The organism is Nonomuraea polychroma, assembly GCF_004011505.1.
In the GTDB taxonomy this organism is placed as follows: Bacteria; Actinomycetota; Actinomycetes; order Streptosporangiales; family Streptosporangiaceae; genus Nonomuraea; species Nonomuraea polychroma.
In genome coordinates this window covers 10,804,498-10,826,802 of sequence record NZ_SAUN01000001.1, presented here as the reverse complement: position 1 = coordinate 10,826,802, position 22,305 = coordinate 10,804,498, and the positions used below count along the sequence as shown (strand labels likewise).

Sequence of the window (22,305 nt, the reverse complement as noted above, 5' to 3'; positions counted from 1 at the left end):
CGAGCTGCGCTCCCCGAGCACGTGGCCTCTGCTCCCGGAACGTTCATGCGATGCCGTACAGGCGCGGCAGATCGACGAGGACCACGTCGGCGCGGGAGGCGGCGGTCCGGGCGAGGTCTGGAGTGAAGCCGGTCACCGAGAAGAGAGCGATGATCAGGTCGGTCGTGTCGTGACCTTCTCGGCTGAGCAAGTCTCGTATGCCGTCCAGGCGTTCGAGATCGGGCAGCCCTCGACGGGCGAGGGTGGCCTTGGCCTCGCCGATCAGATGGACGCGGGTGTTCTCAGTGGCGATGACGTCGATGTCGTGCTTGGCGCGTCCCGCATTGTCCTGGACGCTGCCGAAACCCACCGTGCCGAAGCCGAGAGGACGGCCCAGCTCGTCTGGGGCGAAGCGGTGGACCCAGTCCCGGGCCAGCTCTTCCAGGTGTGGCCCGAGGATGTTGGATCGAAAGGTCGGGGCGGCGGCGCGCCATACCTGCTCGGCGCGGCCCAGCTCGAGCTGGCCGAGGTGGGGGGCAGTGATAAGGCGGTCGAAACGGATGATCGGGTCGCAGACGGAAAGCGTCGGCTTCCTGCTGCGAATGAGGTCCTGGGCCCTCGTGAGATAGCCGGCCGATTCGAGGACACCGATGGGGTAGCGGACGGCATTGCTGTCGCGACCTATCGCTGCGCCTATCTTGGCGGGGGTGTGCGCGCCTTGTGCGACCGCGCTCAGGATGTCGTAGTAGAGGGCTCGGGCGGTGATCCGCGGGTCTTCGCGGAGCAGGTAGTCGACCTCGGTGCGGGTGAAGACACTGACGTCAACGGCGAGCAGATTGTCGGTGACCCACGTGTCGAAGTGGTCGGCGGACACCGGCCCGCCGGTCATCAAAGGGCGATAGCCGGGGATGCCGCCGACGCAGGCATGCACGCGCAGAGCGGCCTCCGGATCGTCGAGACCCCACAGCCTGGCCGCCTCACGATAGTCGAGCGCGTTGAGGCGCATGTCCATCATGGCCCGGCCTCTGAGCGGCTTCGTTCCCGACAGCAGGGTGTGCATGACGCTCAGTGCGGAGCCGCAGAGGATCAGCCGGCCGCCCGGAGCCTGGCCTCGCTGGGAATCGTCGTACAGGTGCTGAATGAGCGACGGCAGTTGAGGTGCGTTGCTCATCACGTACGGGAACTCGTCGATGACGAGGACGCCGGGCAAGCCTGGCGGGGCCAGACGGGTCACCGTGTCCAAGGCCGCCCGCAGCAACCGCTCCCAGGATTCCGGCTCCCCACGGACCGTCTCGCCCAGGCCGGCATGACGTGCCAGCGCAGAGGCGAACCTACGCCGAGCCGCACGGTCGCCCTCGTCCTGGACACAGGCGATGTACAAACCGCCGAGAGCCTCGCATACCGCGGTCAGAAGCTGTGTTTTACCTGTTCGGCGACGCCCTGACACGAGGCCGAGCCGTAGCGGGCCGTCGCGGTCGCCCCCCAGCAGAAAATGCTCGATGGCACGCCACTGCCGGTGCCTTCCAATGATCTGAGATGGCTTGTCCATGGCCGCCCCGGCATACTCCAACTCGGCTTACGGATATTAGTGTAAATCAATTACTTCTATCATGGTAAATGAATCTACGCCTGTAGGCATGCTGGGCATCATGCGACCCGACCAGCTGCCCTGTTCTGCGGATGGGCGAGACATGACGCGAGTCTCATGCTCCTTCACACGGTGGAGAGTGCCTCGGTGGGGCGAGGCGGGCGACGCGGCGCGCCGGGTGGAGGCCGGTGAGGGCGCCGATCAGGACGGCGAGCAGCACACCTCCGGCGATGGCGGCGCCGGGGAGCACGAGCGGCCATCATCGATAGAGCGCGTAGCCGAGCGTCACGGCGAGGCCGACGACGACGCCCACCATCCCGCCCAGGGTGGAGACGGCGACCGACTCGGTGAGGAAATGCAGGCGGATCTGCCGGCGTGTGGCGCCGAGTGAACGGCGTAGGCCGATCTCCTGGCGGCGCTCCAGCACTGAGATGATCACGATGTTGGCGATGCCGATGGCCCCGACCAGCAAGGCGACCGCACCGAGCCCGAGGAACAGGGAGCTGAAGGCGGACGCCGCGGCCAGTTGGCTCGTCAGCGCGTCGGAGGGCCCGCTCACGTCGACTTCGCGCGGGTGCTCCAGATAGACCGTCGCCGCCAGAACGCCAGCCACCGACGTCACGGACTCGTCGGAGGACCGCTCGTAGATCGTGGTCGGGTGGCCGTCGAAGCCGAGCCGGGCCGCCGCGTACGTCCAGCCGATCAGCGCGGACCGGTCGATGTCCGGCGCCAGGCCGGTGGTGTCGAGTACGCCGATGACGGTGTACCACCGGCCCCCGATGTAAATCTGCTCGTCCTGGCCCGCTCGGGCGACGCCGAGCCGTTCGGCGGCGACCGCGCCCGAGCCTGCGAAGCTGACGGAGCTGGGCGGTCGTTCCGGGTGGCCCTCGCAGGCACGGCCGCCCAGCGACCTGCACCGTAGCGTATTGCCGCCCCTTCGGAATCGCCTCCCATAGAACGATATTTCTAAGTGCCCTCTTTACGCGGTAAGTTCATCCGTCTGACACCCGGCCTACATCGTGGCCGGTACGCTGGGTGGACCAGGCAGCCGAGGGAAGGGACCGAGCGGAGACGTGGATCTCGTTAGACGCCTCTATGACCGGTTCGCGTCCCTCGTCCATGAGCTGGCCAAGTTCGGCAGCGTCGGGGCCATCGCCTTCGTGATCGACCTGGGGCTGCTCAACCTCTGCAGCGTGGTGCTCGATCTGGGGCCGCTGACGTCCAAGGTCGCCGCGACGACGGTCTCCACGACCTTCGCCTACGCCGGCAACCGCTTCTGGACCTTCCGCCACCGCGAGCAGAGCGGCCTGAGGCGCGAATACTTCCTGTTCTTCCTGCTCAACGGCATCGCGCTGCTGTTCGGGATGCTGACGATCGGCTTCACCACCTACACGCTCAACCTGCACGACACGCTCAGCCTCAACATCGCCAACATCATCGGTGTCGGGCTCGGCACGTTGTTCCGTTACTGGTCGTACAAGAAGTGGGTGTTCCTGGAGGCCACCGCCCCGATCCCGCTCGAGCTGCCCGAGACCGGGGTCAGGCAGGACCGCTGACCACCCTGTTCCTGCTCTCGTCGTCCGCGGGGCGCAGGAAGATGGCGAACGTCGCGGGACGGCGGCGCACGAGCTCCAACCGGCCGCCGTCGGCGGCGGCCAGCGCGCGGGCGAGCGTCAAGCCGAGGCCGGTGCCCCCGCCGCCGCTGACGTTGCGGTCGAAGATCTTGGGGGCGATCTCGTCGGCGATGCCGGGGCCCTCGTCCGCGACCTCGATGACGATGTAGTTGTCACCGCTGCTGGTCGTGATGGTGACCGGGCCGCCCCCGTGGCGCAGGGAGTTCTCCAGCAGGGACGCGATCACCTGGCCGAACCCTCCGGTCGTGGCCATCGCCTTCAGCTCGCGGGCCCCGTCCAGCCGCAAGGTGCGGCCCGCGTCCCTGAACACCGGCTCCCACTCGGTGATCTGCTGGCCCAGCACCTCGTCGATGGCGACCGGCTCGGCCTGGGCGTGGCGCTGGCGGCGGGCCGCGGCCAGCAGTTCGTCGATCACGGCGGTCAGCCGCTCGGCCTGGACGATCGCCGCCTCACCCTCCTCACGCACCACCTCGGGATGGTCGGAGGCGGCGACGATCTCCTCCAGGCGCATGGTGAGGCCGGTCAGCGGGGTACGGAGCTGGTGCGAGGCGTCGGTGGCGAACTCGCGTTCCCTGGTCAGCAGGTCGGAGATGCGGGTGGCGCTGCGATCGAGCACCTGGGCCACCCGGTCGAGCTCGGGAATCCCGTAGCGGTGTTTGCTCGGCCGCGCGTCCCCGGAGCCCAGGCGCTCGGCGATCTTCGCGAGGTCCTGCAGGGGCAGCGTCAGCCGGCGGGACTGCACGACGGCCAGGCTCACGGCCACCGCCAGGGCGGCCACGGCCAGGGCGACGATGAGGAGCAGGCGAGCCCGGACGTCCCGCTCGACCTGATCACGGTCTCGGCTTATTCGTACGTAGACGCCGGTGTTGGTCTGCGCGTCCTCCGTCATCAGGTGACCGGACGGCGGCGGCGTGCCGACGACGGTCACCCGAAGGGGGGTTCCGCGTTCCCAGATCTGTATGTACCTGCCCGGGTATTTCTGTTCCAGTTGCTGGGGATCGAGCGGTGTCTCCTGTACGCGGGCATACTCGACCTCACCCACGAGGCGCTTGGCCTCTGCCCCGAGCTCCTGAGCCGCCTCGTCGACGATCAGGCGGCTCACCACGACGCCCAGGGGGACCCCCAGCAACAGGACCGCGATCACCGCGACGACCAGGGTGGAGGTGAGCAGTCGACGGCGCATCCGCCTACTCGCGTTCGAACCGGAAGCCGACTCCCCGGACGGTGGTGATGTAGCGGGGCTTGGCGGCGTCGTCGCCGAGCTTGCGGCGTAGCCACGAGATGTGCATGTCGAGTGTCTTGGTGGAACCCCACCAGTTGGTGTCCCACACCTCGCGCATGATCTGCTCGCGGGTGACCACCTTGCCGGCGTCCCTTACGAGCACGCGCAGCAGGTCGAACTCCTTGGTCGTGAGATGTAGCTCCTTCTCCCCCATCCAGGCGCGCCGCGAGTCGGCGTCGATCCGCACGCCCTGGACCACTGGGGTCTCGGAGGTGCCGCGACGTAGCAGCGCGCGTACTCGGGCCAGCAGCTCGGCCAGCCGGAACGGTTTCGTGACGTAGTCGTCCGCGCCGGCGTCGAGCCCGACGACCGTGTCGACCTCGTCGACGCGGGCTGTGAGTATGAGAACCGGAGTGCCGTGGCCCTCTGCCCGGATCCGGCGGGCCACCTCGAGGCCGTCCATCTCTGGCAGGCCAAGATCAAGAACGATGAGGTCGATGCCGCCCGACAGGGCCCTCTCGAGGGCCTGTGGGCCATCCGGGCTCACCTCGACCTGATAGCCCTCACGGCGCAAAGCACGCGCAAGAGGCTCGGAGATCGAGGTGTCGTCCTCGGCTAGAAGTACGCAGGTCATGAAGCGATCGTAGGACCTTAGGCGATCGTTTCCCGGGCACAGCGCGCGGTTTGACTTGTCATTGACCTATCTATTGACCTGGGCAAACACGACTAAAAGGTGGTTGGTCGTGATTAAATTACCGCGACTTTCCGTGGGAGATCATTGGCTGATCCTTCCCGGAGACGGAATTCTCAACCGTCCGAGAGAAAACCCATCATCGACTCGATGATCCGATCGAGCTGTGCCGCATCCGGCAAAAGGTACGGACCGCGGAGGGCGATCATGCGTGCGCCCGACAATTTTGCGCTCTGTGTCGAATGACCTGTTCGCCGGAGGGAACTCCACGGATCCTCGTCCGGGACATTCTGTGGGGGAAAGGAAGAACGATCATGTCGACAACTACCGACGAGTTCGCCGAGCGTCTGTTCCAGGCGTCGCTCGGCACCATCGAGGTGCTCTCCGTGCACATCGGCGACCGCATGGGCTGGTACCGCGCGCTGGCCGCGCACGGCCCGGCCGACCCGGGGGAGCTGGTCACGCGGGCGGGCGGCCACGAGCGCTACGCCAGGGAATGGCTGGAGCAGCAGGCCGCGTACGGGATCCTGGAGATCGCGCCGGACGGCCGCTTCGTGTTGCCGAAGGGCGCGGCCGAGGTGCTGACGCATGAGGCCAGTCTCGCCTACCTCGCGCCGCTGGCGCGGATGCTGGCGGGCGCGGCCGTGCAGATGCCCGCTCTCCTGGAGGCGTACCGGAACGGCGGCGGGGTCGGCTGGGCGCAGTTCGGGGCGGACGTGCGGGAATCACAGGCCGACATGAACCGGCCCTGGTTCGAGCACGCGTTGCCCGGCGCCCTGGCCGGCGTGCCGGACCTCGACGCCGTGTTGCGCCGTCCCGGCGCCCGCATCGCCGACGTCGGCTGCGGGGGCGGCTGGTCGTCCATCGCGCTGGCCAGGGCGTACCCGGAGGCGCTGGTGGAGGGCGTCGACATCGACGCGCCCTCCATCGAGCTGGCCGGGCGCAACGCGGCCGCCTCCGGCCTCGGCGAGCGGATCTCCTTCCGGCGCGGCGACGCCGCGCTCCTGGACGAGGGGCGCTACGACGCGATCTTCGCCTTCGAGTGCGTACATGACATGCCGCGGCCGGTGGACACGCTGGCGGCGGTGCGGCGCGCGATCGCGCCCGGCGGGGCGGTCGTCATCATGGACGAGGCCGTGGGCGAGTCCTTCACGGCCCCGGCCGACGACACCGAGCGGCTGATGTACGGCTTCAGCCTGCTCATCTGCCTGCCGGACGGGATGCACGACCAGCCGTCGGCCGGGACCGGCACCGTGATGCGGCCGGACACGTTGCGCCGGTACGCGCGGGAGGCCGGTTTCGGCGACATCGAGGTGCTGCCGATCGAGGACTTCGGGTTCTGGCGTTTCTACCGGCTGATCCCGTAAGCCGCGAAGCCTTCGCGCCAGGACGTGTACGCCGGCGTCCAGCCGAGGTGCTTGCGGGCGTACCGGTTGTCCGCGCCGCGCGCGAACCCGTTCCGCGGCGCGTCGTCCTCCGCCGGCGCGGGCGCCCTGACCGCCCCGCAGAACGCGGGCAGCCAGTCGTACGCGGGAGCGGGCTCGTCATCGCACACGTTCACGGGCCCGGACGGCCAGTCGAGGGCCTGGACGGCGGCGGCCGCGGCATCGTCGACGTGCACGAAGCTCGTCACGTCCGCATTGGCCACAAGGCCGCCCGAACGGGCCTGGTCCGCCCGCAGCCCGCGCGGCTCGAACCAGGTGCCCGGCCCGTAGAACATCCCGTAGCGCAGCACCACCCACTCCGGCAGCTCCCGCGCCGCCGATTCCAGGGCCGCGACCGCTTCGACCATGGGCCGGCGCGGCTCCGGCGCGTGCATGTCGAGCGGGGTTTCCTCGGCGGCGGGTGCGTCACCCGGCTCGTACACCCACGAGATGCTCTGCGCCACGATGCGCCGCACTCCGGCGGCCAGGGCCGCGTCGACCAGGTTGCGGGTCCCGATCACGCGGATCCGGCTGTTGGCCGCGAAGTCACCCCCGCTCAGATCCGTCAGCTGGTGCATCACGACGTCGGCGCCGGACTCGGCGAGCGCGGTCCGCAGCGCGGCGGCGTCGTAGACGTCCACCCGCACGGGTACGGCCCCCAGGTCCCGCAGCAGCACGGCCTTCGCCTCGTCGCGGGTCGTGGCGGTCACCGTGTGCCCCCGGGCGACCAGCAGCGGCACGATCCGGCGGCCCAGCACACCGGCGCCGCCGGCCAGGAAGACATGCATGGTCATGCCACGCCACGTTAGGACGTGGCCGGTCCACGCAAATAGTCCACTTGACCCGCATTCCCGTGGACCACTTAGTTACCGTTGTCCCTCATGACAGGCTTAACCCTCTGGTATGACCGGCCCGCTGTCGACTGGGAGACCGAGGCGCTGCCGATCGGCAATGGGGCGCTCGGCGCGATGATCTTCGGCGGCACGGCACTCGAACAGATCCAGTTCAACGAGAAGACCCTGTGGACGGGAGGTCCGGGGTCGCGGCAGGGGTACGACTTCGGCAACTGGACGGCCCCGCGGCCGGGCGCGCTCGCCGAGGTCCGCGAGCGGCTGGACCGCGAGGGGCGCATGGTGCCGGAGGAGGTCGCAGCCGCGCTGGGCCAGCCGAAGTCCGGCTTCGGGGCGTACCAGACCTTCGGCGACCTGTGGCTGGACCTGCCCGAGGACTCCCCCGCCACCGGCTATCGCAGGGAGCTGAGCCTGCGCGAGGCCGTGGCCACGGTGACGTACACGGCCGGTGGGGTGCGGCACTCGCGCGAGTACTTCGCCTGCCACCCGGGCAACGTGATCGTCGGGCGGATCTCGGCCGACCGGCCTGGCGCGGTGGAGTTCACGTTGCGCGCGTCCTCGCCGCACGACGACAAGCGGGTCAGCGTCGCGGACGGGCGGCTGACGATGCGCGGGGCGCTGGCGGACAACGGGATGGTGTTCGAGGCTCAGGTGCAGGTGGTCGTGGAGGGCGGCACCCGTACGGACGGAGCCGACCGGATCATCGTCGCCGGGGCCGACAGCGCGGTGTTCGTGCTGTCCGCCGGCACCGACTACGCCCCCGTCTACCCGGCGTACCGTGGCGACGACCCGCACGACGTCGTCACCGCGACCGTGGACAAGGCGGTGGCGCAGGGGTACGAGGCGCTCAGGCAGGCACACAGGGACGACTACGCGGGGCTGTTCGACCGGGTGGAGCTGGATCTCGGGCAGGAGACGCCGGAGGTGCCGACGGATCGGCTGCGGGCGTCGTACACCGGCGGCGATTCGGCCGCCGACCGGGCGCTGGAGGCGCTGTTCTTCGCCTACGGGCGCTACCTGCTGATCGCGTCCTCCCGGGCCGGGTCGCTGCCGGCGAACCTGCAAGGGGTGTGGAACGACTCCACCAGCCCGGCCTGGGCAGGCGACTACCACGTCAACATCAACCTGCAGATGAACTACTGGCCCGCGGACGTGGTGAACCTGACCGAGACGGCCCGCCCCTACGACGACTTCGCGCGGGCGCTGATGGCGCCGGGCCGGCGGACGGCGCGGGAGATGTTCGAGGCGGACGGGTGGGTGGTGCACAACGAGACGAACCCGTTCGGGTTCACCGGCGTGCACGACTGGGCCACCGCCTTCTGGTTCCCCGAAGCGGCGGCCTGGGTCACGCAGCACCTGTACGACCGTTACCGGTTCAGCGGAGACGTGGGCTACCTGCGCGAGAGCGCCTATCCGGTGATGAAGGGGGCGGCCGAGCTCTGGCTGGACACGCTGCACGCCGACCCGGGCGATGGGATGCTCGTCGTGTCCCCGAGCTACTCCCCCGAGCATGGGGACTTCTCGGCGGGAGCCTCGATGGCGCAGCAGATTGTCTGGGACCTGTTCACGAACGTCGCGGAGGCGGCGGAGATCCTGGACGTGGACGCCGAGTTCCGTGCACGGGTGCTGGAGGCGCTGGAGAGGCTGGATCCCGGGCTGCGGATCGGGTCATGGGGCCAGTTGCAGGAGTGGAAGGCCGACTGGGACGAGCAGGACAACCAGCACCGGCACGTCTCACACCTGTTCGGGCTGCACCCCGGGCGGCAGATCGTCGCAGGCAGCCCCGAGGGCGAGGCCGCCAAGGTCACGCTGGCGGCCAGAGGCGACGGCGGCACGGGGTGGAGCAAGGCCTGGAAGATCAACTTCTGGGCGCGGCTGCTCGATGGCGATCATGCGCACCGGATGCTGGGCGAGCTGCTCAAGCACTCGACGCTGGACAACCTGTGGGACACGCACCCGCCGTTCCAGATCGACGGCAATTTCGGGGCCGTCGCGGGCATCGCGGAGATGCTGGTGCAGAGCCACCAGGGGGTGATCCACGTGTTGCCCGCGCTGCCGCGGGCCTGGCGTACCGGGTCGGTGCGCGGGCTGAGGGCCCGGGGCGACGTGACGGTGGACGTCTCGTGGCGCGACGGGGCCGCCGAGAAGGTGACGCTGCACGCGGGGCGCACCGGGGAGATCAGGGTGCGGGCAGCCGTCGAGGGCCGGATGTGGGACGGCGGGAGCCGTTCCGGGGACACGTGGAGCTGGCAGGCGCGGGCCGGAGAGTCGTACACGATGGGCGGGTGAGCCGCGGGCTCGCCCGCCCGTCGTGCGGTCAGTCGTCGGCGGACGGCGGCTCGGCGTAGCGGGCCAGGTAGAGCTGGATGCCCAGGCTGTTGATCAGGCCGAGCTCCGTCTCCAGGTAGTCGATGTGCTGTTCCTCGTCCCGCAGGATGTCCTCGAAAATGTTGGCCGAGGTGATGTCGCCCTTCTCGCGCATGAGGGCGATCGCCGGGCGCAGCCGCTGCACCACCGACATCTCCACTTCCAGGTCGGCCCTCAACTGCTCCTCGACGGTCTGCCCGATGTGCAGGGTGCCAAGTCTCTGATAATTGGGCAGGCCCTCCAGGAAGAGGATGCGATCAGTGAGGCGCTCGGCATGGCGCATCTCGTCGATCGACTCTTCGCGCGTGTGCTCGGCGAGCTTGGTGTAACCCCAGTTCTCCTGCATCTTCGCGTGCAGGAAGTACTGGTTGATCGCGGTGAGTTCGGCGGTCAACTGTTCGTTGAGCAACTCGATGATCTGCTTGTCGCCCTGCATGTGACGGGCCCCTTGCTGCTATCCGGCTATGCGGTCGTCAGTTCTTCCGACCGTTTCAGGATCGCACAGATCTTCCGTACACATCGGGCACAGTCCCCACCAGCCCCGGTGGTGTCGCGAATCTGCTTCGCGCTCGTCGCCCCTGAGGCAATACAGTCGTGGACCTCGTTTTCGGTCACAGCACGACAAATGCACACGTACATCCAGGGACGGCCTCTCGTGAAGGGTTGGGACGCCAAGGTTAGGCACACCTAAGATAGCCCACTTTGGTAAGGCTTGCCTACGTTAGGTGGGCCACACTCCTGTATCCCTCTGCGAGCGGGAGATTACGGCCTGTCTCGATCAGTGCCCTCGGGCGATCCACTCCTCCAGATGCGGAGCCTCGGCGCCGATCGTGGTGGAGTCGCCATGGCCGGTGTGCACGACGGTTTCCGCCGGCAGCGTCAGCAGGCGCTTCCTGATCGACTCGATGATCGTGTCGAAGGAGGAGTACGAGCGGCCGGTCGCGCCCGGGCCTCCCTTGAACAGGGTGTCGCCGCTGAACAGCGCGCCGAGCTCCCGCCCGTGCACGCAGACCGCGCCGGGGGCGTGGCCGGGGGTGTGCAGGATCTCCAGCGCGCAACCGCCGACCTCGATGCGCTCGCCGTCGGTCAGCGGCTGGTACGGCACCGCGTCGCCGTACTCCATGTCCCACAGCACCTGGTCGGCGGGGTGCAGCCGGATCGGCGCCCCGGTCAGCTCGGCCAGCGGCCGGGCGGCGTTGATGTGGTCGTTGTGCGCGTGCGTGCAGATGATGGCCTTGACCGTGCGCCCGCCGACCCGCTCGGCGATCACGTTCGCATCGTGGGCGGCGTCGATCACGATCACCTCGCGGGCGTCGCCGATCAGCCAGACGTTGTTGTCGACCTCCCAGGTGCCGCCGTCCAGCGAGAACGTCCCGGAGGTGATGACACGGTCGATCATCTAGAACGTCACCACCGAACGCAGCACCTCGCCGCGGTGCATCTTGGCGAACGCCTCCTCCACCTGGCCGATCCCGATCGTCTCCGAGACGAACTTGTCGAGCGGCAGCCGGTTCTGCAGGAACAAATCGATCAGCATCGGGAAGTCGCGGCTCGGCAGGCAGTCGCCGTACCAGGACGACTTCAGCGACCCGCCGCGGCCGAAGACGTCCAGCAGCGGCAGCTCCAGCTTCATCTCCGGCGTCGGCACGCCGACCAGGACGACCGTGCCGGCCAGGTCCCGGGCGTAGAAGGCCTGGTTGTAGGTCTCGGGGCGGCCGACGGCCTCGATGACCACGTCGGCGCCGAAGCCGCCGGTCAGCTCGCGGATGGCCTCGACCGGGTCGTTCTCCCGAGAGTTGACCGTGTGGGTGGCGCCGAAGTCGCGGGCCCACTCCAGTTTGCGGTCGTCCACATCAACCGCAATGATCTTGGCGGCGCCGGCCAGCGAGGAGCCCAGGATGGCCGCGTCCCCGACGCCACCGCAGCCGATCACGGCCACGCTGTCGCCGCGGGTCACGCCGCCGGTGTTGATCGCCGCGCCGATGCCGGCCATCACCCCGCACCCCAGCAGGCCCGCGACCTGCGCCGGGGCCTCTGCGGAGACCTTGGTGCACTGCCCGGCCGCGACCAGGGTCTTCTCGAGGAACGCGCCGATCCCCAGGGCCGGGGACAGCTCTGTGCCGTCCTTGAGCGTCATCTTCTGCGCCGCGTTGTGCGTGTTGAAGCAGTACCAGGGGCGGCCGCGCAGGCAGGCGCGGCACTGGCCGCACACCGCGCGCCAGTTGAGTATCACGAAGTCGCCCGGCTCGACCTCGGTGACGCCGGGACCGACCGCCTCGACGACGCCCGCGGCCTCGTGGCCCAGCAGGAACGGGAAGTCGTCGCTGATGCCGCCTTCCCGATAGTGCAGGTCGGTGTGGCAGACGCCGCAGGCCTGCACGTTCACGACGGCCTCACCCGGCCCCGGGTCCGGCACCACGACCGTCTCGAGGGTAACTTCCTGGCCCTTACCTCGGGCGATGACGCCCTGCACTTCGTACGGCATGGCAGCCATCTTGTGTCAGGAGGATGATCTCCGCAAGACATAGGGCTGCACCACGCCGAGGCCTCTCGCCGGGCGGCGTCTGATCTTGTGCAGCTCGTGGCCGTCCAGCGCGCCGGCCAGCTCGGGGTCCACCAGCACGGTGCCCGGGCGGGCGATCGCGGTGAGCCTGGCGGCCAGATTGACGGTGGTGCCGAAGACGTCGCCCATCACGGGCAGCACCGGGCCATAAGCCATGCCGATGCGCAGCTCCTCGGCATCGACCAGGTCGAGCGCGATCGCCGCCGCCTGCGCCGGGGTCGGCGCCGTGAACAGCACCTCGTCGCCGAGCGTCTTGACCAGCCTGGCGCCGTGCGTGGCCACCACGTCGGAGGCCCGCGACTCGAAACCCTCCACCAGCTCCGCCAGCTCCCGCTCGTCCAGCTCGCGGGCGCGCCGGGTGAACGACACCAGGTCCGCGAACCCCACCGCCATCGACACGCGGGTCGGCACCAGCTCGTCGTGGCCGTCGGCGAGGGCCAGCAACCGCGTGCCGGCCGCGGCGAGCTGGGCCCGCCAGACGTGGATCAGCACGTGCTCGAAGTCCGGCAGCAGCTCCTGGGCGGTGTCCAGCACGTCGGCCAGGTCGCCTTCGTCGGGGTCTTTCGGCAGCATCGAGCCCGTCATGATCTCGGCCTGCCACTGGGCCAGCCTGGCGGTGGTCTGGCCGAGCGCGCGGGCCATGCGGACGACCGTCTCCTCGTCGAGCAGGCCGCTGCCGAGCATGCTGCGTACCCGGCGCAGGGCGTCGACGTCGGCGTCGGTGAACGCCGCGTCGTCGTCGGCGCGCTGGGCGAACCCGAGCGCCCGCCAGATACGCGCCGCCAGCTCCTGCGACACGCCGGCCAGCGCCGCGACCTGCGCGCGCGTGTAGCGGGGAGGCAGGCCGAGCAGCCGCCGCTCGATCTCCTCGGCGGTCGGCCGCCCCCGCGGATCAGAGCTCAACGGCCGTCGAGCTCGCCGTCCGTGGCGTCCTCGACGAGCCTGAACAGGTCGGTACGGACATCCTGGATCTTCGGGATGTCACGGAGCACGATCTCGCCGCGGTCGCCGGCCGACTCGACGGTCAACGTGCCGCAGCCGAGCAGGCGCTCGGGGAACGTCTGGTCGGAGCTGACCGTGTTGACCTTGGTGATCGGGATCTCGTCGGTGGACTTGTTGAGCACGCCCGTGCTGATCGTGAAGCGGTGCGTGGTCAGCACGTAGCCGGTGTTCTTCCACTGCAGGTAGGGCACGAACGACCAGATCGTCAGCAGGATGAGCGCGATGACGACGACGGCGATCCTGGCGTAGAAGGCGAACTCCCACTCAGGTATGAACCACAGCGCCGCGCCCGAGGCGGCGGCGATGAGGATGAGCGCGACGAACGGGCCGATGAGCCGCTTCCAGTGCGGGTGGAAGGACCGGATGCGCCGCTCACCCTGCGTCAGATGGTGGTCGGGAAGGGTCATGGGCCAAATCGTGCCATCATCGCCGCCCGGCGGCTATGAGAAACGACGTAACCGGCTCATCCCAGGCTCCGTGCGAAGAAACCAGGTCATGCCGTGCTCCGTCACGAGCCACCCGGTTCATCCCGCGATCCGTACGTGCACCACGTCCCCCGCGCTCAGCGTGTGACGCTGGTCCTCGGCCGCCACCTGCAGGTGGCCGAAGGTGTCCACGCCGGTCGCCTGCCCGATCAGCACCTGCCCGTTGGGCAGCTCCACCCGCACCAGGCGGCCGATCGTGGCGCTCGCCGCCAGGTAGGCCGAGTGCAGCCCGGAGGCGTCGGCGTCGCCGCCCGCCGCCGTCCACTCCCTGTAGTGGCTCTCGACCTCCCTGAGCACGGCCCTGAGCAGCGGATCCCGGTCCAGGCACGCCGCCTCCTCGATGGCCAGCGACGTGGCCGTCTCCACGGGCAGTTCCTCGGCCTTGAGTGACACGTTGAGCCCCATGCCGATGACGACGGCGTCGTCGGCCCGCTCCGCCAGCACCCCGGCCAGCTTGCGCTCGCCGATCAGGAGGTCGTTGGGCCACTTCAGGAGCACGTCGACCTCGGCGAGGCGGCGTACGGCCGAGGCGGCGGCGACGCCGTACAGGAGCGGCAACCAGCCCTGCGCGGTCACCGGGACCTGCGGCCGCAGCAGGATCGAGAACGTCAGCCCGGAGCGCGGCGGCGCCGTCCAGGCACGCCCCAGTCTGCCGCGGCCGGCGAGCTGCTCCTCCGCCACCAGCACCGCACCCTCGGCGGCTCCCTCGCTCGCCGCCTTGGCCAGGTCGGCGTTGGTGGAGCCGGTGCTGTCGACGACGGTGACGCCCGTCCACAGGCCGCCCGGGCGGACCAGGGCGCGGTTGAGCGCCGCCTCGGAGAGGGGCGGCCGGTCGAGGTCGGAGTAGCGCATTCTCACATCTTCGCAGGAGGGAAGATGTGAGACATGAGCAGCAAGCGTCTGGACCCGCGCATCTTGGCCTCCTGGCGGCCGTCCGGCGCCGCCCACCGAGGAGACCTGGACGTGCTCATCTCCTCGGGCGGCAACTTCCTGGAGGTGCTCCCCGACCCGGCGTACTGCCGGGAGGCCCTGTCGCGGCGGGCGCCATGAAGAAGCGACCCGGCCCCACCACCCGGGCCAGGATCCGGGAGATCACCGGCTCCGTCGCCCATGACCGGCGCGACGACCTGGCCACGGAGGAGCCGCTGGAGATCCGGCTCACCGCGCCGGACGGCGACCGCAAGACCGTCGCCATCACCATGCGCACGCCGGGCCACGACTTCGAACTGGCCGCCGGGTTCCTGCAGGGCGAAGGGCTCGTGCGCTCCGGTGACGTCGCGGCCATCGTCTACTGCACCGACGAGGACCTCCCGCCGGATGCCCGCTACAACACGGTCACCGTGCGCCTGCGCGGCCCCATCCCCGACCTGCCCGCGCTGGACCGGCACTTCCTCACCTCCAGCGCGTGCGGCGTCTGCGGCTCGGCCAGCCTCGACGCACTGCGCGACCGCTGCGTGCCCATCCCGGAGGGGACGCTCCGGCTCACCCCCGACATCCTGTACGGGCTGCCGGACGCGCTGCGCCGGGCGCAGGGCGTGTTCGGCAAGACCGGCGGGCTGCACGCGGCCGGGTTGTTCTCGGCCGCCGGCACCCTGGTGGCGCTGCGCGAGGACGTGGGACGGCACAACGCCGTGGACAAGCTGGTCGGCTGGGCCGCGCTGGCGGGACGGCTGCCGCTGGCCGAGCACGTGCTCATGGTCAGCGGCCGGGCCAGCTACGAGATCATGCAGAAGGCGCTGGCGGCCGGGATCCCGGCGGTGTGCGCGGTGTCGGCGCCGTCGTCGCTGGCCGTGGACCTGGCCAGGGAGTTCGGTATGACCCTGGTGGGCTTCCTGCGGGGAGAGCGGTGCAACGTGTACGCGGGCCAGGAAAGGATCATTGCCCCAGTGATGGAATGAAGCATTCCGTTCTGATATTCTCGGAACAGAACAAACCGTTCCGAGAGGAATCGCCATGACCGCCATCACCCCCTTCCGCATCGAGATCCCGCAGGCCGACCTCGACGACCTCCAGGCCCGGCTCGCCCTGACCCGCTTCACCGACGAGATCCCCGGCACCGACCAGGGCGTGTCCGTCGAGCGGGTCAAGCGCCTGGTCGGCTACTGGCGCGACGGCTTCGACTGGCGGGCCCAGGAAGCCAGGCTCAACGCGTACCCGCAGTTCACCACGGAGATCGACGGGCAGGACATCCACTTCATCCACGTGCGCAGCGACAACCCGGACGCCATGGCGCTGATCCTCACCCACGGCTGGCCCGGCTCGATCGCCGAATACCTGGACGCCATCGAGCCGCTGTCGCGCCACTTCCACGTGGCCGTCCCGTCACTGCCCGGCTACGGCTTCTCTGGCCCCACCAAGGAGCTGGGCTGGAACAACCTGCGTATCGCCCGCGCGTGGGCCGAGCTGATGGCCCGGCTGGGCTACGAGCGCTACGGCGCGGTCGGCAACGACGCCGGCTCGATGATCTCGCCCGAGGTCGGCCGCGTCGACCCCGAGCACGTCGTGGGCGTGCATGTCACGCAGCTGTTCTCGTTCCCCTCGGGCGACCCTGCCGAATTCGCGGAGCTGAGCGAGGAGGAGCAGGCGGGGCTGGCCGTGCTGGAGTGGTTCTGGAAGGAGAAGGGCGCCTTCAACGTGCTGCACTCGCAGCAGCCGCAGACCCTCGCCCATGCCATCGCCGACTCCCCCGCCGGCCTGCTCGGCTGGCTGGCCCAGCTCCTCGACGACGACCTGGACGACGACTTCGTCCTGGCCAACGCGGCGATCTACTGGTTCACCGGGACCGCCGGCTCCGCGATCCGCCTGTACTGGGAGAACGCCCGCATGGAGCATCCCAAGGAGCCCACGACCGTGCCGACGGCGCTGGCCATGGCCGAAGGCGACTTCCAGTCCATGCGCCGCTTCGCCGACCGCGACCACAGCAACATCGTGAGCTGGAAGACGCTCCCGGCCCCGGCCCGCGGCCACTACACCGCGCACACCGCGACCGAGGCCCTCACCTCCGACGTCATCGCCTTCTTCGCCGGCCTCCGCTAGCCCCGTCGTCCGCACCCGTCCCGGCTTTGACTCCCTCCCGCGGGGCCTCCACCGCCCCTCGGCCCCATCCTCGAAGGACCCCCGCCGTCCCCGGCCCACACTCCAAGGACTCCGCCGCTCCTCGCCCCACACCCAAAGGACCTCCGCCGCAGTGCGGAGGGGTGGCGAAGGAAGGCAGGCCAGTCGTGACGAGGTGCCGAAAGCGGGGGTCTTCCGCCCTTCGTAGCCCCCTTGGGAGGAGGGCAGAGAGGCGCGGCGGACCCGTGGAGCCGACATGGCGTGCGCGCCATGCCTCGGCCGCGACGCCCCGGATACGGTCGTCAGCCCGTGTTCTGCAGGCCCGCCGCCACCCCGTTGACCGACAGGAGCAGGAGCGTGGACAGGCGGTCGCGCTCCTGCTCCGACGGGTTGCCGGTGCGCAGGGCGCGCAGGGCCCGCAGCTGGAGGTGCGACAGCGCGTCCACGTACGGGTCCCGGAGCTGGACGGCACGTGAGAGCACCTTGCGGTTCTCCAGCAGCCGCGTGTGCCCGGTCACGCGCAGCACCAGGTCGCGAGTCCGGTCGTACTCCTCCAGCACCTGCTGGGTGAAGTCCTCCCGCCCGCCCAGGGCAAGGTAGCGCTTGGCGATCGAGCGGTCGGTCTTGGCCAGCGACATCTCCGCGTTGTCCAGCATCGCGTTGAACAGCGGCCACTCCGCGTACGCGGCCCGCAGCTCGTCCAGGGAGCCCACCGATGCCAGGCCGGTGCCCAGGCCGTACCAGCCGGGCAGGTTGACCCGGGTCTGCGCCCACGCGAACACCCACGGGATCGCCCGCAGGTCGTCGAGCGAGCGCGGCGCGCCCAGGCCGCGGCGGGCCGGGCGGGAGCCGAGGCGCAGCGAGCCGATCTCCTCCAGCGGGCTGACCAGGGCGAACCACTCGGGGAAGCCCGGCGCCTCGGTCAGCGCCCGGTACGCCTGCTCCGACGCGACGGCCACCTGCTCAGCCATGCCGCGGAAGCGCTCGGCCGCGGCCGCGGTGCGGGCGCCGACCGTGGGCGAGGAGGCCATCAGGACGGCGTTGGTGACCTGCTCCAGGTGGCGGCGGGCGATCGCGATGTGGCCGTAGCGGGCGAAGATGACCTCACCCTGCTCGGTGACCTTGAAGCGGCCCGCGACCGAGCCGGGAGCCTGGGCCAGCACCGCGCGGTTGGCCGGGCCGCCGCCACGGCCGAGCGCGCCGCCGCGGCCGTGGAACATGCGCAGCTTCACGTCGTGCTTCGCGGCCCAGGCGGTCAGCTCCTCCTGCGCCTCGTAGAGCCGGAGCGTGGCGGCGGCGGGGCCGAGCTCCTTGGCCGAGTCGGAGTAGCCGAGCATGATCTCCATGCGCCGGCCGGTCTCCGCCAGGCGCTGCTGGACCTGCGGGATCTCCAGCATGCCCGTCAGCACGCGCGGCGAGTTGGCCAGGTCCTGTCCGGACTCGAAGAGCGGCACCACGTCCAGCACGGGCGCGCGGTCGCCGAGCGCATGCCGGGCCAGCTCGTAGACGGCCGCGACGTCGTCGGCCGAGCGGGTGAAGGACACGACGTACCGGGAGCAGGCGGTGACGCCGAACCGCTCCTGGATCCAGCCGATCACCCGGATCGTGGCCAGGACCTCTTCGGTGCGCTCCGACAGCTCGCCGCCGGCCCGCAGCTCCTCCAGCGTCGCCGCGTGCACCTGGGAGTGCTGGCGCACCTCCAGCTCGGCCAGGTGGAAGCCGAACGTCTCCACCTGCCAGATGAGGTGCTGCAACTCCCCGTACGCCTGCCGCGGCGCGGTGGCGGCCAGCGACTCCTGCGCCAGCCGCAGGTCGGCCAGCAGGTCGGCAGGCGAGCGGTAGGCGAGGTCGAGGTGGCGGCGCTGGGTGGCGGCGATGCGCGCGGCCACGAACAACAACCACTGCCGGTGCGGCTCCCGCGGCGAGCGGGTGGCCAGCTCCGAGACGACCTCGGGGTAAGCGGCCACGACCGCGGCCAGCGCCGTCTTCAGCTCGGCCGAGCAGGGGGCGAGCGTGGCGGCGGCGGTGAGCGTACGGGCGATACGCGAGCAGGCGGCCTCGAGCGCGGCCAGCACGTGGTCCGACTGGATCTGGATGGTCTCGCGGGTGACCCTGGCCGTGACGTTGGGGTTGCCGTCGCGGTCGCCGCCGATCCAGCTGCCGTACCTGATGAAGGGCCTGCCCTGCGGCGGTCGGGTGCCGGTGCCCGGGTCGAGCGCCGCGTCCAGCGCGCGGTAGACCTGCGGCACCATGCGGAACAGCGTCTCGTCGAAGGCCGCCATGGCGGTGCGCACCTCGTCGAGCGGGTCGAGCTTGGTCGAGCGCAGCTGAGCCGTGCGCCACAGCAGGTCGATCTCCTCCAGCAGGCGGCGCTTGCTCTCGGCCCGCTCGGAGGCTCCGCGACCTGGGGCGTTGTATTCGGTGAGCTGGCCGCTGATCCGCTGGATGGCGGTGACCACCGCACGCCTGCGCGCCTCGGTGGGATGCGCGGTGAGCACCGGGTGCAGCTCCAGGCCCTCCAGCAGCTCGGCGACACGATCGTGGCCCAGCTCCTGCACGGCCTGCGCCAGCGACTCCCGCTGGACCCTGCCCTCGGCGTCCCGCTCGCGCAGCGTGCGGATCCTGTAGTGCTCCTCGGCCAGGTTGGCCAGGTGGAAGTAGCACGTGAACGCGCGGGCGACCTGGACGGCCCGCTCGATGTCCCACGCGGCGACCATCTCGGTGATCACGTCGGCCGAGATCTCGCCTCTGCGTGCCGCGATGACGGCCTTGCGCAGCCGCTCGACGTCGGCCAGCAAGTCCTCGCCGCCCTGCTCGGCGAGCACCTGGCCGAGCAGCTTGCCGAGCATCCGCACATCGTGGCGCAGCTCGTCCGGCATCTCCGTCACGGCGGCGCTGCGATGTTCGAGCCCCTGGTCAATCATGTCTCGAAGGGTATCTACTCGCGCGAAGTGCCCGCAGACCGGTCTCATTAATTGGACTAGACCACTGGTCAGGAGGCCTTTGATACTGCCCCGAGCAACTCGGGCAACCGGGCGAAGCCGATTCTGGCGGCGAGCCGTCTGCCGAGCATCTCGGCCAGCAGGCCGTAGAACGGTGCGAGCACGCTGACCCACAGAAGCCCGAAGACGAGAGGCACCACGAACGGCAGCGACAGCAGCGTGATCCCGAGCATCGCGCCTATGGAGGAGGCGAACGCCTGCCCGCCCTGACCGGGGGCGGCGCCGCTGAAGGCGTTCATGCGCTCGGGCACGGAGTACGGCAGCACGACGCTGGTCACGGACCCGACGCCGAGGCCGATTCCCAGCGCGCCCCAGGCGGCCAGCATCGCCGGCAGGATCGCCGCCGGATGGCCGGCGAGCAGGCCGGCGCCGACCGCGATCACGGCCAGCAGCGGCACCGCGACCATGGCGTTGGCCAGGTGACGCCCGGCCAGGTCGACGGCCAGGCTGCGCTCGGAGCCGAACGTCACGGCGTTCATCCACAAGGAGCGGCCGTCGATGCCGAACGCGTTGCCGGACTGCAGCACGATCATCAGGGCGCCGGCGGTGGCGATCACGATCGGCTGGCCCTGTCCCGGCGGGCCTTCCGACGTGCCGCCCAGCGAGAACGACAACACGAGCGTGACCACGACGGCGCTGAACCAGCCCACGCGGAACCTCGGCTCGCGCCTGATGTACTTCAGCTCCTTGGTGACCACCGCGGCCAGCGGCCCGTCGGGCAGGATCCGGTCCACCACGCCCGTCTCCCTGCGTACGGAGGCTGCCTGGGTGGAGACGTCCGGCGTGACCAGCGCCCGGCTCAGCGCCTTGATCCACAGCCAGCCGAGCGCCACGACGAGCAGCGCCAGGAACGCGAGCTCGGCCAGCCCGATCAGGCCGCCGTCGGCGATCGCGTGCGCGGCCATGCCGGGCGGGGTCCACCGGAGCACGGCCGCCATCTGGTGCAACATGGCCTCGGGGTCGCCGAAGCCGCGGTTCATCACCAGGTTGGGCAGCTGCGCGAGCACCACCACGAGCACGGCGGCCACGGCCAGGACGTCACGGCCGCGCCGGGTACGCAGCGCGCTGGACAGCGACGTGGTGATCAGCCGCGACGTCACCACGCAGAGCGCGAACTGCAGTAACACGGCCGGCACGCCGAGCAGCACGCCGCCGGCGTTCGTCGGCAGGGCGATCAGCGCGGCCAACGTGACGATCAGCATCGCGGCGGGCCAGACGCCGGTCACGGACGCGGTGAACATGCCGACCGCGAGCGTGCGCGTACGCAGCGGGAACAACGACAGCTTGGCCGGATCGAGCGTGTCGTCCAGGCCGAACGCCAGCAGCGGCACGATCATCCAGGCGAACAGGAAGAACGCGAACGCCACGATCACGAGCGAGCTCGCGATGTCGGCGGGCGCCAGCCTGAGCAGGCTCATCAGGAAGAAGCCGAGCGCGGCCAGGCCGGCGGCCATGATGAGGGTGAAGACGAAGCCGAGCTTGCGCTGGAGGTCGCCGCGCAGGTTGCCGGCCAGCAGCCGGAGCTTCAGCCGCGCGAAGAGCGTGACGGTGCTCAAGGGGTGTCCTTGGCCTTGGCGCCCAGCCAGGTCAGCCCCGCCTCGCGGTCCTGGGCCGGGCCGCCGACCAGATCGAGGAACGCCTGGTTGAGGCTGCGGCCACCGCGTACGTGCTCCAGCGGCCCCTGCGCCACGATGTGGCCGGCGCTCATCACCGACACCCAGTCGCACAACCGCTCGACCAGATCCATGACGTGGCTGGAGAAGATGACGGTCGAGCCGGAGGCGGTGAAGCGCTGGAGCACCTCGGTGAGGGTGTTGGCGCTGACCGGATCGACGCCCTCGAACGGCTCGTCCAGGAACAACACCGACGGATTGTGCAATAAGGCGGCCGCCAGGCCGATCTTCTTGCGCATGCCGGTGGAGTAGTCGACGACCAGTTTGTCGGCGGCGCCGGCCAGGTCCATCACGTTCAGCAGCTCGCTCGCCCGCTGCTCCACCTCGCCTTTGGGGATGCCGCGCAACCGCCCGGAGTAAAGAAGCAGCTCGCGCCCCGACAACCGCTCGAACAGCCGCAGCCCTTCCGGCAGCACCCCGATGCGGGCCTTGACCTCGACGGGATCTCGCCACACGTGGAACCCGTCCACCTCGGCCGACCCGCCGTCCGGCCTGAGCAAGCCGGTGATCATGCTGAGGGTGGTGGTCTTGCCCGCGCCGTTGGGCCCGACCAGGCCCGCGAAGCTGCCGGCGGGGACGACGAGATCGACTCCAGCCACCGCGACCTGCTGTCCGTACCGCTTGAACAGGCCATGGGTGCGAACGGCATCCGTCATGGAACCAATCTAGGGGGAGCGACTAGCCTTGCGCGCATGGCGCAGCGAACCCGACGTAGTGAGCGGAGTGGAGGCCCGGCGCAGGAGGGACTCCGCGGAGCGAATGAGGAGTGG

The 22,305-nt window shown here is 70.0% G+C and carries 21 protein-coding genes; 6 read left to right on the top strand and 15 right to left on the bottom strand.

Translation table 11 applies throughout. The features are described from left to right. Positions 1–43: 43 nt before the first annotated feature. Together EDD27_RS50585 and EDD27_RS57515 are read right to left on the bottom strand one after the other, a co-directional pair. Positions 44–1,360, bottom strand: a complete 1,317-nt coding sequence (locus EDD27_RS50585) for an AAA family ATPase (RefSeq protein WP_241564680.1) — start codon at positions 1,358–1,360, stop codon at positions 44–46. A 466-nt stretch (positions 1,361–1,826) separates the two neighbouring features. Further along, positions 1,827–2,189 (bottom strand): ABC transporter permease, encoded by a 363-nt coding sequence (locus EDD27_RS57515; RefSeq protein WP_241564679.1) that lies wholly within the window; start codon positions 2,187–2,189, stop codon positions 1,827–1,829. A 451-nt stretch (positions 2,190–2,640) separates the two neighbouring features. On the opposite strand from EDD27_RS57515, the gene EDD27_RS50575 reads away from it, so the two are divergent. Beyond that, positions 2,641–3,123, top strand: a complete 483-nt coding sequence (locus tag EDD27_RS50575; RefSeq protein WP_127939841.1) for a GtrA family protein — start codon at positions 2,641–2,643, stop codon at positions 3,121–3,123. Here EDD27_RS50575 and EDD27_RS50570 read toward each other — a convergent pair. Together EDD27_RS50570 and EDD27_RS50565 are read right to left on the bottom strand one after the other, a co-directional pair. Continuing rightward, positions 3,107–4,384, bottom strand: coding sequence for an ATP-binding protein (locus EDD27_RS50570; protein ID WP_127939840.1), 1,278 nt, complete (start codon positions 4,382–4,384; stop codon positions 3,107–3,109). The genes EDD27_RS50575 and EDD27_RS50570 overlap by 17 nt on opposite strands. 4 nt (positions 4,385–4,388) lie before the next feature. Then, positions 4,389–5,057, bottom strand: coding sequence for a response regulator transcription factor (locus EDD27_RS50565; protein WP_043620820.1), 669 nt, complete (start codon positions 5,055–5,057; stop codon positions 4,389–4,391). Positions 5,058–5,428: 371 nt separating this feature from the next. Between EDD27_RS50565 and EDD27_RS50560 the strand changes: the two genes are divergently transcribed. Then, positions 5,429–6,481 (top strand): class I SAM-dependent methyltransferase, encoded by a 1,053-nt coding sequence (locus EDD27_RS50560; RefSeq protein ID WP_127939839.1) that lies wholly within the window; start codon positions 5,429–5,431, stop codon positions 6,479–6,481. Here the strand turns inward: EDD27_RS50560 and EDD27_RS50555 are convergent. Further along, positions 6,463–7,332 carry an NAD-dependent epimerase/dehydratase family protein gene (locus EDD27_RS50555; RefSeq protein ID WP_241564678.1) on the bottom strand — a complete coding sequence of 290 codons (870 nt, stop codon included), beginning with the start codon at positions 7,330–7,332 and terminating at the stop codon, positions 6,463–6,465. The two genes, EDD27_RS50560 and EDD27_RS50555, sit on opposite strands and share 19 nt — an antisense overlap. 87 nt (positions 7,333–7,419) lie before the next feature. Between EDD27_RS50555 and EDD27_RS50550 the strand changes: the two genes are divergently transcribed. Further along, positions 7,420–9,678, top strand: a complete 2,259-nt coding sequence (locus EDD27_RS50550; RefSeq protein ID WP_127939838.1) for a glycoside hydrolase family 95 protein — start codon at positions 7,420–7,422, stop codon at positions 9,676–9,678. A gap of 28 nt (positions 9,679–9,706) precedes the next feature. Here the strand turns inward: EDD27_RS50550 and bfr are convergent, their stop codons facing one another. The 7 genes from bfr to EDD27_RS50515 form a co-directional block, all read right to left on the bottom strand. Then, complete coding sequence (gene bfr / locus EDD27_RS50545; protein ID WP_127939837.1) at positions 9,707–10,192, bottom strand: bacterioferritin; 486 nt, start codon at positions 10,190–10,192, stop codon at positions 9,707–9,709. A gap of 26 nt (positions 10,193–10,218) precedes the next feature. Continuing rightward, positions 10,219–10,395 (bottom strand): (2Fe-2S)-binding protein, encoded by a 177-nt coding sequence (locus EDD27_RS50540; RefSeq protein ID WP_127939836.1) that lies wholly within the window; start codon positions 10,393–10,395, stop codon positions 10,219–10,221. Positions 10,396–10,534: 139 nt separating this feature from the next. Continuing rightward, a complete protein-coding gene (locus EDD27_RS50535) occupies positions 10,535–11,155 on the bottom strand; it encodes an MBL fold metallo-hydrolase (protein ID WP_127939835.1) in 621 nt (206 codons plus the stop codon). Further along, positions 11,156–12,241, bottom strand: coding sequence for an S-(hydroxymethyl)mycothiol dehydrogenase (locus tag EDD27_RS50530; RefSeq protein ID WP_127939834.1), 1,086 nt, complete (start codon positions 12,239–12,241; stop codon positions 11,156–11,158). It lies immediately after the preceding gene. Between the two features lie 15 nt (positions 12,242–12,256). Further along, positions 12,257–13,222 (bottom strand): adenylate/guanylate cyclase domain-containing protein, encoded by a 966-nt coding sequence (locus tag EDD27_RS50525; RefSeq protein ID WP_127939833.1) that lies wholly within the window; start codon positions 13,220–13,222, stop codon positions 12,257–12,259. Next, a complete protein-coding gene (locus tag EDD27_RS50520; RefSeq protein WP_127939832.1) occupies positions 13,219–13,728 on the bottom strand; it encodes a PH domain-containing protein in 510 nt (169 codons plus the stop codon). The genes EDD27_RS50525 and EDD27_RS50520 overlap by 4 nt, the downstream gene beginning before the upstream one ends. Positions 13,729–13,845: 117 nt before the next feature. Continuing rightward, positions 13,846–14,658: a biotin--[acetyl-CoA-carboxylase] ligase gene (locus tag EDD27_RS50515; RefSeq protein ID WP_127939831.1), complete on the bottom strand. Its 813-nt coding sequence runs from the start codon at positions 14,656–14,658 to the stop codon at positions 13,846–13,848. A 33-nt stretch (positions 14,659–14,691) separates the two neighbouring features. Between EDD27_RS50515 and EDD27_RS55165 the strand changes: the two genes are divergently transcribed. The 3 genes from EDD27_RS55165 to EDD27_RS50505 are packed head-to-tail and all read left to right on the top strand — an operon-like array spanning position 14,692 to position 16,842. Beyond that, positions 14,692–14,856: a hypothetical protein gene (locus EDD27_RS55165; RefSeq protein ID WP_164903392.1), complete on the top strand. Its 165-nt coding sequence runs from the start codon at positions 14,692–14,694 to the stop codon at positions 14,854–14,856. After that, entirely contained in the window at positions 14,853–15,704 is an 852-nt protein-coding gene (gene fdhD, locus EDD27_RS50510; protein ID WP_127939830.1) for a formate dehydrogenase accessory sulfurtransferase FdhD, read from the top strand. Before EDD27_RS55165 ends, fdhD begins: the two co-directional genes overlap by 4 nt. 55 nt (positions 15,705–15,759) lie before the next feature. Further along, positions 15,760–16,842: an epoxide hydrolase family protein gene (locus tag EDD27_RS50505; protein ID WP_127939829.1), complete on the top strand. Its 1,083-nt coding sequence runs from the start codon at positions 15,760–15,762 to the stop codon at positions 16,840–16,842. A 320-nt stretch (positions 16,843–17,162) separates the two neighbouring features. On the opposite strand, the gene EDD27_RS50500 is transcribed toward EDD27_RS50505, so the two are convergent. The 3 genes from EDD27_RS50500 to EDD27_RS50490 form a co-directional block, all read right to left on the bottom strand. Then, entirely contained in the window at positions 17,163–19,784 is a 2,622-nt protein-coding gene (locus EDD27_RS50500) for a phosphoenolpyruvate carboxylase (RefSeq protein ID WP_127939828.1), read from the bottom strand. A 68-nt stretch (positions 19,785–19,852) separates the two neighbouring features. After that, positions 19,853–21,418: a hypothetical protein gene (locus EDD27_RS50495; RefSeq protein ID WP_127939827.1), complete on the bottom strand. Its 1,566-nt coding sequence runs from the start codon at positions 21,416–21,418 to the stop codon at positions 19,853–19,855. After that, positions 21,415–22,191 carry an ABC transporter ATP-binding protein gene (locus tag EDD27_RS50490; protein WP_127939826.1) on the bottom strand — a complete coding sequence of 259 codons (777 nt, stop codon included), beginning with the start codon at positions 22,189–22,191 and terminating at the stop codon, positions 21,415–21,417. The genes EDD27_RS50495 and EDD27_RS50490 overlap by 4 nt, the downstream gene beginning before the upstream one ends. Positions 22,192–22,305: the final 114 nt, after the last annotated feature.

Excerpts from the sequence above, each read along its gene's own strand:
- EDD27_RS50530 (WP_127939834.1), bottom strand. The coding sequence starts at position 12,241 with ATGCCGTACGAAGTGCAGGGCGTCATCGCCCGAGGTAAGGGCCAGGAA.
- EDD27_RS50555 (WP_241564678.1), bottom strand. The coding sequence starts at position 7,332 with ATGACCATGCATGTCTTCCTGGCCGGCGGCGCCGGTGTGCTGGGCCGC.
- bfr (WP_127939837.1), bottom strand. The coding sequence starts at position 10,192 with ATGCAGGGCGACAAGCAGATCATCGAGTTGCTCAACGAACAGTTGACC.
- EDD27_RS50565 (WP_043620820.1), bottom strand. The coding sequence starts at position 5,057 with ATGACCTGCGTACTTCTAGCCGAGGACGACACCTCGATCTCCGAGCCT.
- EDD27_RS50505 (WP_127939829.1), top strand. The coding sequence starts at position 15,760 with ATGACCGCCATCACCCCCTTCCGCATCGAGATCCCGCAGGCCGACCTC.
- EDD27_RS50500 (WP_127939828.1), bottom strand. The coding sequence starts at position 19,784 with ATGATTGACCAGGGGCTCGAACATCGCAGCGCCGCCGTGACGGAGATG.
- EDD27_RS50535 (WP_127939835.1), bottom strand. The coding sequence starts at position 11,155 with ATGATCGACCGTGTCATCACCTCCGGGACGTTCTCGCTGGACGGCGGC.
- EDD27_RS55165 (WP_164903392.1), top strand. The coding sequence starts at position 14,692 with ATGAGCAGCAAGCGTCTGGACCCGCGCATCTTGGCCTCCTGGCGGCCG.
- fdhD (WP_127939830.1), top strand. The coding sequence starts at position 14,853 with ATGAAGAAGCGACCCGGCCCCACCACCCGGGCCAGGATCCGGGAGATC.
- EDD27_RS50560 (WP_127939839.1), top strand. The coding sequence starts at position 5,429 with ATGTCGACAACTACCGACGAGTTCGCCGAGCGTCTGTTCCAGGCGTCG.
- EDD27_RS50550 (WP_127939838.1), top strand. The coding sequence starts at position 7,420 with ATGACAGGCTTAACCCTCTGGTATGACCGGCCCGCTGTCGACTGGGAG.
- EDD27_RS50570 (WP_127939840.1), bottom strand. The coding sequence starts at position 4,384 with ATGCGCCGTCGACTGCTCACCTCCACCCTGGTCGTCGCGGTGATCGCG.
- EDD27_RS50515 (WP_127939831.1), bottom strand. The coding sequence starts at position 14,658 with ATGCGCTACTCCGACCTCGACCGGCCGCCCCTCTCCGAGGCGGCGCTC.
- EDD27_RS50520 (WP_127939832.1), bottom strand. The coding sequence starts at position 13,728 with ATGACCCTTCCCGACCACCATCTGACGCAGGGTGAGCGGCGCATCCGG.
- EDD27_RS50490 (WP_127939826.1), bottom strand. The coding sequence starts at position 22,191 with ATGACGGATGCCGTTCGCACCCATGGCCTGTTCAAGCGGTACGGACAG.
- EDD27_RS50540 (WP_127939836.1), bottom strand. The coding sequence starts at position 10,395 with ATGTACGTGTGCATTTGTCGTGCTGTGACCGAAAACGAGGTCCACGAC.